Source organism: Spirillospora albida (assembly GCF_000718255.1).
GTDB lineage: Bacteria > Actinomycetota > Actinomycetes > Streptosporangiales > Streptosporangiaceae > Spirillospora > Spirillospora albida.
This window is the reverse complement of sequence record NZ_JOFJ01000020.1, coordinates 85556-94697: the sequence shown is the minus strand read 5'-3', so window position 1 is coordinate 94697 and position 9142 is coordinate 85556. Positions and strand designations below refer to the sequence as shown.

General features: G+C 70.5%; 8 protein-coding genes and 1 riboswitch. Of the genes, 1 reads left to right on the top strand and 7 read right to left on the bottom strand.

Annotated features, from left to right (window positions below):
• Positions 1–503 precede the first annotated feature (503 nt).
• The 7 genes from IE99_RS0124010 to IE99_RS0123980 form a co-directional block, all read right to left on the bottom strand.
• Positions 504–1286, bottom strand: coding sequence for a patatin-like phospholipase family protein (locus IE99_RS0124010; protein ID WP_030175201.1), 783 nt, complete (start codon positions 1284–1286; stop codon positions 504–506).
• Positions 1287–1374: 88 nt separating this feature from the next.
• Positions 1375–1731 carry a hypothetical protein gene (locus IE99_RS0124005; protein ID WP_157610464.1) on the bottom strand — a complete coding sequence of 119 codons (357 nt, stop codon included), beginning with the start codon at positions 1729–1731 and terminating at the stop codon, positions 1375–1377.
• Positions 1732–1989: 258 nt separating this feature from the next.
• Complete coding sequence (locus IE99_RS0124000) at positions 1990–2577, bottom strand: phospholipid scramblase-related protein (RefSeq protein WP_030175194.1); 588 nt, start codon at positions 2575–2577, stop codon at positions 1990–1992.
• Between the two features lie 206 nt (positions 2578–2783).
• Positions 2784–4409, bottom strand: a complete 1626-nt coding sequence (groL, locus tag IE99_RS0123995) for a chaperonin GroEL (protein ID WP_030175191.1) — start codon at positions 4407–4409, stop codon at positions 2784–2786.
• A 433-nt stretch (positions 4410–4842) separates the two neighbouring features.
• Entirely contained in the window at positions 4843–5118 is a 276-nt protein-coding gene (locus IE99_RS0123990; protein WP_030175188.1) for a MoaD/ThiS family protein, read from the bottom strand.
• An 18-nt stretch (positions 5119–5136) separates the two neighbouring features.
• On the bottom strand, positions 5137–6381 hold the full coding sequence (gene thrC, locus IE99_RS0123985; RefSeq protein WP_030175185.1) for a threonine synthase: 1245 nt from the start codon (positions 6379–6381) through the stop codon (positions 5137–5139).
• 16 nt (positions 6382–6397) lie between these two features.
• Positions 6398–6539, bottom strand: a riboswitch (SAM riboswitch).
• Between the two features lie 97 nt (positions 6540–6636).
• Complete coding sequence (locus IE99_RS0123980; protein WP_037559984.1) at positions 6637–7578, bottom strand: cation diffusion facilitator family transporter; 942 nt, start codon at positions 7576–7578, stop codon at positions 6637–6639.
• A gap of 124 nt (positions 7579–7702) precedes the next feature.
• Between IE99_RS0123980 and IE99_RS0123975 the strand changes: the two genes are divergently transcribed.
• On the top strand, positions 7703–9139 hold the full coding sequence (locus tag IE99_RS0123975; RefSeq protein ID WP_030175179.1) for an alpha,alpha-trehalose-phosphate synthase (UDP-forming): 1437 nt from the start codon (positions 7703–7705) through the stop codon (positions 9137–9139).
• The last annotated feature ends 3 nt before the right edge of the window (positions 9140–9142 follow it).

Here is a 9142-nt window from a genome sequence, read left to right as displayed (position 1 = left end):
CCGGATCGATAAAGGCACTGGCTTTTAACACGCTGTTGAGTTCTCAAGAAACGGACACCCACCGCGCTCAACCCGCATCCGCGAGTCTCGCCCCGGGGCGACTCATTTACTTTATCGGTTCCGCCTGGATTGTCAATTCCGGGCTTCCGATCCGCTGTTCGGTTCCGCTTGCGCGGTTCCTTTCCGGCGGTGGAGCTATTTCATCAGATCCGGCTCGAATGTCAAATTCGAGCTTTTCTGACCCCGCCCACGGCGCTGCCGACGCGACGAAGCCGCATCGACTGGTTCGTGAGTGGGTTCCCTTTGGGCCGGCCGCCTCTCGGCGTCCCGCTCCCCGTGGGGCGAAGAGAACAGTATGCCCATGGCGGCGCAACGTCAAACCGGCCGGCGACATCCGGCGCGTCGCTGCGGTGCGCCGCGCCCCGGCAGTCGCAGCGTGTCCCGCTTGACCTGCGATTTCGTTCCCGATCGCGGTTCTCCGCCACCGGAGATCGCTCATCGGTTCAGAGCTTGCCGGCCGCCTCCGCGGCCTGGCGGACGCCGGCGCGGTAGGCGGCGCCCCAGACGGTGTAGTCGCCCAGGACGGGACCGAACACCTCAAGGGACTCCTCGTCCGGAACGATCCGGACGTCCACGTGCACGTCCCCCTTCCAGGCGTACAGGTGCGCCACCGGCTCGACCAGCACGATCCTCTCGGCGCCGGCGGCCAGGCCGACGTTGCCGCCGCCCGCGATGCCGCCGTCCATGTACCGGCGTCCGCCGATGCTGATCGGCGGGTAGAAGCCCGGCATCGCGCAGCTCGCCGCCACGGCCGCCACCGCTGGGGCGCCGCTGTCGCGGTCCCACACCACGGGTTCACCGCTGTCCACATCGACTCCTGTGATCAGCAGCCGGGCCCGTGGCCACTCCCGCGCCCCGGTCAGGAACTCCATCGACGCGAGGTGGGCTTCCTCGGGGATCGTCTCCGTCTCCAGCGCGATCCGCCCCGCCAGCCGTCGCGCCTGCGCCGGGTCCAGGGTGGGGTCGCCGAGGACGGCGAGCACCTCGTCCAGCCGTCCGGGGCCCGGCGCCGGACCGCGCGGAGTCGGCAGGACCGCGAGCTCCTCCAGGTTCCGTCCGGAACGCAGCGCCGCTCCGACGATCGCACCCGCCGAGCTGCCGACGATCAGGTCCGCGTCGGCGAGGTCCGCGCCGTGCTCCCGCATTCCGGCGGCGAGTCCCGTCATCCAGGCGGTTCCGACCAGACCACCCGGTCCGAGAACGACCGCGGTATTCGTGAGATCCATGCGATGATCCTGCGACCTCAAGCGCGGTCAAGGTCAAGACGACGGCTGTTCCCGGGCTGACGCGCCACATGCGAGTCGGGGCCGGGGATCAGGGTTTGGCCTGGTAGCCGCCGACGAAGAGGATGCCCTCGGCGATCATCCAGACGGCGGCCGCCGTGGCGAGCAGCGCGTCCAGGCGTTGCGGGCGGTGCCGGACGGACGGGGTCGTCCAGGCGGCCACGCCGATTCCGGCGGCCAGCGCCGCGACCGGGAGGGAGGCGGACACCGCGGTCGCGAAGTCCGCGCCGCACTGGAGGTCGTGCCCGGTGCCGGTGCCGCAGAAGGCGGCCTCACCCCAGCCGCCGAGGCCCGAGAAGGCCCAGAGGACGGCCAGCGCGCAGTTCGCGATGGTCGGAACCGCCGGTGAGATCCACCAGCCGTTCGGACGTCCGGGCCCGGCCTGCACGAGCGGAACGTACCTCGCCTCGGCGTGCACCGGAAGCCGAGTGGGGGAACCGGCGCGCCGACCCCGACCGGCGCCTCAGCCGTCGACGACCGGAACCGTCGCGATCGCGAGCGAAGCCAGGTTCGAGCGAAGCGAGAACCTGATCGCGCAGCGAGCCCCCCGGGCGAGTCGAAGCGATGCAGCGATCGCACCGCAGTGCCCGTAGAAGGAAGGCGCCCAAGCGCCTGACGCCAAGGGCGCTGCAAGCAGACACAGCAATCAAACAAGGTCCTTGGATTCGTGGAGGTTCATGTCCATGACGATGGCGGTCATGGCGGCCATGGTCCGCAGGGGTTCGGGGACGGTGCCGAAGATCTCGACGTCGTACTTGTCCGCGTTGGTGAGCAGGTGGGTGGCGAGGCCGGCCCATTTCTTGCGGACGTGGGCGACCTTGCCGCCCTGGACGGCGGTGACCTCGAAGTTGTTGTGTCCGAGGTCCACGGTGACGAGGCCGACGCGGGTGTCCTCGCCGTCCCGGAGGAGGTAGCGGCGGCCGATGCGCTCGGTGACGAAGGCGCCGAGGAGTTCACCGACGGGCGTGCGGATCTCGGTGCGTTCCCGTCCGGCGGCCTTGTCGATGATCAGGAGGGGTTCGCCGTCGGGGGTGGTGAGGAGGACCGCTCGGGCGTCCAGGTCGGATTTGCCGATGGCGGTCCGGAGGGTCTCCAGGCCGCGGCGGTCGTTCTTCTCGGCGGCGATGGCGAGGACGGTGCCGTCGCCGTCCATCACCCTGTACCGGGATTTGGCGAAGGGGCCTCGGCGTGGCTGTTCGACCCTGAGGTTGGGGGAGGCGAAGACGTCGCTCACGGGTTCTCCTGCCTGTCGGGGGCATCTCGTGGACGCGTCCGCCGCTTCGCGGCGGGAACGGTGTCCAGGCGGCGATCCTCCCAAGGTGCGCGGGTGGAGGGAAGGAACTCGCGTTTTCCGGCCGTGCGGTGGAGGGCGGGCCGGATGCGCAAAAGGGGCGGCCCGTGGGGCCGCCCCTCTCATGGTGCGTGGTTACGCGGTGCCGATCAGAAGTCCATGCCTCCGCCGTCGGGCATGCCCGCCGGGGCCGGGTTCTTCTCGGGCTTCTCGGCGATGACCGCCTCGGTGGTCAGGAACAGCGCGGCGATCGACGAGGCGTTCTGCAGCGCGGACCGGGTCACCTTGGCCGGGTCGAGGATGCCCGACTCGAACATGTTGACGTACTCGCCGGTGGCCGCGTTCAGGCCCTCGCCCGGGGTGAGCGAGCGGACCCGCTCCACCACGACGCCGCCTTCGAGGCCGGCGTTCACGGCGATCTGCTTGAGCGGCTCCTCGAGGGCGCGCTTCACGATGTTCGCACCCGTGGCCTCGTCGCCCGCAAGCTCCAGCTTGTCGAACGCCTTGGCGCCGGCCTGCAGCAGCGCGACGCCACCGCCGGGGACGATGCCCTCTTCGACCGCGGCCTTCGCGTTGCGGACGGCGTCCTCGATGCGGTGCTTGCGCTCCTTGAGCTCCACCTCGGTCGCGGCGCCGGCCTTGATGACGGCGACGCCGCCCGCGAGCTTGGCCAGGCGCTCCTGGAGCTTCTCGCGGTCGTAGTCGGAGTCGGTGTTGTCGATCTCGGTGCGGATCTGGTTGACCCGGCCCGCGATCTCGTTGGCGTCACCGGCGCCGTCCACGATCGTCGTCTCGTCCTTGGCGATGACGATCTTGCGGGCGCGGCCGAGCATGTCGACCGAGGTGTTCTCCAGCTTGAGGCCGACGTCCTCGCTGATGACCTGGCCGCCGGTGAGGACGGCGATGTCCTGCAGCATGGCCTTGCGGCGGTCGCCGAAGCCGGGGGCCTTCACCGCGACGGACTTGAAGATGCCGCGGATCTTGTTGACGACCAGCGTGGCCAGGGCCTCGCCCTCGACGTCCTCCGCGATGATCAGCAGCGGCTTGCCGCCCTGCATGACACCCTCGAGGACCGGCAGCAGGTCCTTGTTGGCCGAAACCTTGCCCTGGACGATCAGGATGTACGGGTCCTCGAGGACCGCTTCCATCCGCTCGGGGTCGGTCACGAAGTAGTGCGAGATGTAGCCCTTGTCGAAGCGCATGCCCTCGGTGAGCTCGAGCTCCAGACCGAAGGTCTGGCTCTCCTCGACCGTGATCACGCCTTCCTTGCCGACCTTGTCCATCGCCTCGGCGATCATCTCGCCGATCTGCGTGTCGCCGGCGGAGATGGAGGCGGTGGAGGCGATCTGCTCCTTGGTCTCCACGTCCTTGGCGAGCTTGGACAGCTCCTCGCTGACGCGCTCGACCGCGGCCTCGATGCCCCGCTTCAGGGACATCGGGTTCGCGCCGGCCGCGACGTTGCGCAGGCCCTCGCGTACCAGGGCCTGGGCGAGGACGGTCGCCGTGGTGGTGCCGTCACCGGCGACGTCGTCGGTCTTCTTGGCGACCTCCTTGACGAGCTCCGCCCCGATCTTCTCCCACGGGTCCTCGAGCTCGATCTCCTTGGCGATCGACACACCGTCGTTGGTGATCGTGGGAGCGCCCCACTTCTTCTCCAGCACGACGTTGCGCCCCTTGGGACCAAGGGTCACCTTCACGGCGTCGGCGAGCTGGTTCATGCCGCGCTCGAGACCGCGGCGGGCCTCTTCGTCGAACGCGATCATCTTTGCAGCCATAGGCTCCAGTCCTCCCGGAACAAGGTGGCTTGAAGGGATCGAGCCGACGCCCGCGACGGACGGCCCCCGCCGACGGCTGCCATTCCGCCGCCGGGCTGAGGCCTCGTCGCCCCGACCCACAAACTGTGAAGCTGTCACTCTCCACAGCAGAGTGCCAATGTTTGTTTAGCACTCTACCCTGCCGAGTGCAAGCAACGAACATCCTCGCCCGGGCCGCCCGTCCACGCCGGGCGAAACCCGTCCGACCTGCGAGGAAAGCCCGTTTTGGCCGGTCTCGAACGTGCCGTGGGCCGGCCCGCGCAGGCGGTTTCCGCCTCGCCGCGACCGTCTGCGACCTGCCTCGAAGCGAGCGAGCCCGACCCGAGTGCCCTGCGAGGGCGCACTCGGGTCGGGCTCGCGATGTCGTCCGCCATCCCCCCGCGAGGGCGTGCGGTCAGCCGCCCGCGACCGCCGGGATGATGGAGATCTGGGCGCCCGCCGGGGTCGGGGTGTCCAGGCCCTCGGTGAAGCGGACGTCCTCGTCACCGACGTAGACGTTCACGAAGCGGCGGATCTTGCCCGCGTCGTCCAGGATGCGGGCGGAGATGCCGGTGAAGTTGGCCTCCAGGTCGGCGACGACCGCGCGGAGGGTGTCGCCGTCGGCCTTCACCTCGGACTCGCCGCCGGTGTAGGTCCGCAGGATCGTCGGGATGCGGACGGACACGCTCATTGTTGGTCTCCTTCGTTCTCAGGCGAGGCCGGCGGCGCGGAACGCCTCCAGGGACGGGGCGATGTTCGCGGACGGCGCGACCACCGGGGACACGGCGTCCAGGGTCTTGAGGCCGTCACCGGAGTTGATGATCACGGTTTCGGCGGCGGGGTCGAGCTGCCCGGTCTCGACCAGCTTGCGGAGGGTCGCGACGGTGACGCCGCCGGCGGTCTCGCCGAAGATGCCCTCGGTGCGCGCGAGGAGGCGGATGCCCTCGACGACCTGCTCGTCCGTGACGTCCTCGACGGACCCGCCGGTGCGGCGCGCCACGTCCAGGACGTAGGGGCCGTCGGCGGGGTTGCCGATCGCGAGCGACTTCGCGATCGTGTCGGGCTTCACCGGCCGGACGACGTCGTGGCCCGCCTTGAACGCGGCGGCGACGGGGCCGCAGCCGGCGGCCTGCGCGCCGAACACGCGGTACGGCCTGTCCTCGACGAGGCCCAGCTTGATGAACTCCTGGAACGCCTTGTCGATCTTGGTGAGCTGGGAGCCGGACGCGACCGGCACCACGATCTGGTCCGGCAGCCGCCAGCCGAGCTGCTCGGCGATCTCGTAGCCGAGGGTCTTGGAGCCCTCCGCGTAGTACGGCCGGACGTTCACGTTGACGAACGCCCAGTCCTCCTGCTCGCCCGCGATCTCGGACGCGAGCCGGTTGACGTCGTCGTAGTTGCCGTCGACGGTCACGAACGTGCCGCCGTACACGGCCGTCGTGATGATCTTCTGCGCCTCGAGGTTCGACGGGACGAACACCGCGCTGCGGATCCCGGCGCGGGCCGCGGCGGCGGCGACCGCGTTCGCGAGGTTGCCGGTGGACGGGCAGGCCAGCACCTTGAAGCCGAGCTCGCGGGCGGCGGCCAGCGCGACGGCGACGACGCGGTCCTTGAACGAGTGGGTCGGGTTGCCGCTGTCGTCCTTCACCCAGAGCCGCTGCAGGCCGAGCGACTCGGCGAGCTGGTCGGCGCGCACCAGGCGGGTCAGGCCGGGCTCGATGTTGGGGGTGTCGGCGACGTTCGCCGGGACGGGCAGCAGCCCGCGGTAACGCCAGATGTTCTGGGGGCCGGACTCGATGCTCTCGCGGGTGACGGAGCCGAAGTCGTAGGCGATTTCGAGCGGACCGAAACACGCTTCGCATGCGTAGTGCGGGCCGAGTTCGCGGGAGGATCCGCATTCGCGGCAGACGAGAGCGGTAGCGGGTCCGAGGTCAACGGCAGGCGTGAGTGCCATGTGGGCGAGGCCTTTCTCCCCATCTTCCCTGCGCCACCTTGGTCGCAGGCCGGAGTTGGCACCATCTCCCGGCCGGCCCCGCAGGATCGCGAGCGCACATGAGCCGAGTGGTTGCCGGGGCTTCGCAGGGCCGGTCCCTCCACCCCTCTGGATGAGCGATATTCAGTTGTCGAGACCATCCCCGTTGAGGGAGATCTGGCATGACTTTACCCGATCTGACCGGATGCCAGGCAGGTGCGTCCAGCACGTGAGACGTTACCCGAGGCCGTCATTGATCACGCGCTGGGTCGGGTCGAGGAAGACGTGCCGGACGATCGGGAGGCGCTCGCGAAGGCGGCGGTCGATGCCCTCGGCGACGTCCTCGGCCTCGTCGGCGCTGATCGCGTCGGAGAAGTGGACCTTGGCGGCGACGAGCAGATCGTCCGGACCGAAATGCATGGTGAGCAGTTCGTCGATGCCGGTGACGCCCCGCGCGCCGGCGATCTCGGCGCGGATCTCGCGCTGCACGGAGGGCTCGGCGGCCTGGCCGATGAGGAGCCGCCGGCTGTCGATGCCGAGCACGACCGCGACGACGACGAGCAGCAGGCCGATCAGGATGGAGGCCAGGCCGTCCCACAGGTCGGAGCCGGTGATCTCGCGGAGGATCAGGCCCGCGAAGGCGAACGCGAGCCCGACCATGGCGGCGGAGTCCTCGAAGAGGGCGGCCTTGAACGTCACGTCCGGCGTGGTACGGACGTGGTCGACCAGCGGGCGGCCGTTCTCGCGGGTCTCCCGCCGCGCCTGGGTGACCGCCCGCAGCAGGGAGCCGCCCTCCAGCACCGCGGCGACCCCGAGGACGCCGAAGGCGAGCCAGGCGTGCTCGCCGGTGCCGGTGCCGCCGCGCCCGGTGATCGCCAGGACGCCCACGAAGATCGAGTAGCCGCCGCCGGCCACGAAGATGCCGAAGGCGGCGAGCAGCGACCAGAAGTAGCGCTCGTTGCCGAACCCGAACGGGTGGCGCGGGGTGGGCGGACGGGCGCTGCGCCGCAGCGACGTGAGCAGGAACGCCTCGTTGAGGGTGTCGGCGATCGAGTGCGCGCCCTCCGCGAGCATGGCGCTCGACCCGGCGAGGACCCCGGCGATGAGTTTGGTGACCGCCAGGAGGAGGTTCGCCGCCCCGGCGACCAAAACCGTCTTTCTGGTCTCGGACGCGCTCACCCCGGGTCGGCTACCCGCAAAGAAATCCCCTAATCCCGGCCTTCGTCACGTATTGCCTCTTGCGCCTCGGTAAATTTCACGGGTCACTTTGAACCTTCGCCGTCTCAGCTGAGACCCTTCGGTTATGAGCCAAGTGCTGGTGGCCTCGAACCGCGGCCCGGTGTCGTTCTCCCTGTCCGATGACGGCGCGCTCAGCATGCGGCGCGGGGGCGGCGGGCTGGTGTCCGGCCTCGCCGGCGTCGCCGCCGAGACCGACGTGCTGTGGGTCTGCGCGGCGCTCGGCGACGCCGACCGCACGGCCGCCGGGCAGGCCCCGGACAACAGGCTCGAACGGGCCGGACACGACACCGGCGGCGCGTCCGTCCGGATGCTGGACATCCCGGAGGCGACCTTCCACCGCGCCTACAACGCGGTCGCGAACTCGACGCTGTGGTTCGTCCACCACCTGCTCTACGACACCCCGCGCAGCCCGCACTTCGACGCGCGGGCGCGCCGCGACTGGCAGTCGTACGAGGCGTACAACGCCGCGTTCGCCGACGCGCTCGCCCTCGACGCGGCACCCGGCGCGAAGGCCGCGATCCAGGACTACCACCTGTCGCTGGCCCCCCGGATGCTCCGCGACCGGCGCCCCGATCTGAAGATCGCGCACTTCTCGCACACCCCGTGGGCGCCGCCCGAGTACTACCGGCTGCTGCCGGACGACATCGGCGAGCAGGTCCTGCGCGGCATCCTCGGCGCCGACCACGCCGGGTTCCTTACGGAGCGGTGGGCGTCCGCGTTCCTCGACTGCTGCGAGCGGCTGCTGCCGGACGCGCGGGTCGACCGCGCGGCCCGCACCGTCGCGTCCTCCGGGCGGGTGACGCGCATCGGCGTCCACGGCCTCGGGGTGGACGGGGCGGCGCTGCGCGAGCGGGCGGCCCGGCCGGACGTCGCCGAGCGGGCCGAGGCGCTGCGGGCGCAGGTCGGCGACCGGCAGCTCATCGTCCGGATCGACCGGACGGAGCTGTCCAAGAACATCGTGCGCGGGCTCGCCGCGTACCGGGAGCTGCTGCTCAATCACCCGGAATGGCGCGGACGCGTCGTCCACCTGGCGTTCGCCTACCCGTCGCGCACCGACCTGCCCGAGTACCGCGACTACACGGCGGCGGTACGGCGGGCGGCGCAGCAGATCACCGACGAGTTCGGCACGCCGGACTGGGACCCGCTGATCCTCCAGGTGAAGGACGACTATCCGCGGTCGCTCGCCGCGTACGGGCTCGCCGACGTGCTCGTCGTGAACCCGATCAGGGACGGGATGAACCTCGTCGCGAAGGAGGGTCCCATCCTTTCCGGGCGGGGCTGCGCACTGGTCCTGTCGCGGGAGGCGGGCGCCGCCGCCGAGCTGGCGGACAACGCCCTGGTGGTCAACCCGTACGACGTGTCGCAGACCGCGGAGGCGCTGCACCGGGCCCTGCTGATGCCGTCCCGCGAGCGCGAGGAGCGCCGCGCCCGCCTGGTCGCCGCCGCGACGGCCCTTCCGCCCCAGCGCTGGTTCGCCGACCAGCTCGCCGCCCTCGGCTGAGCC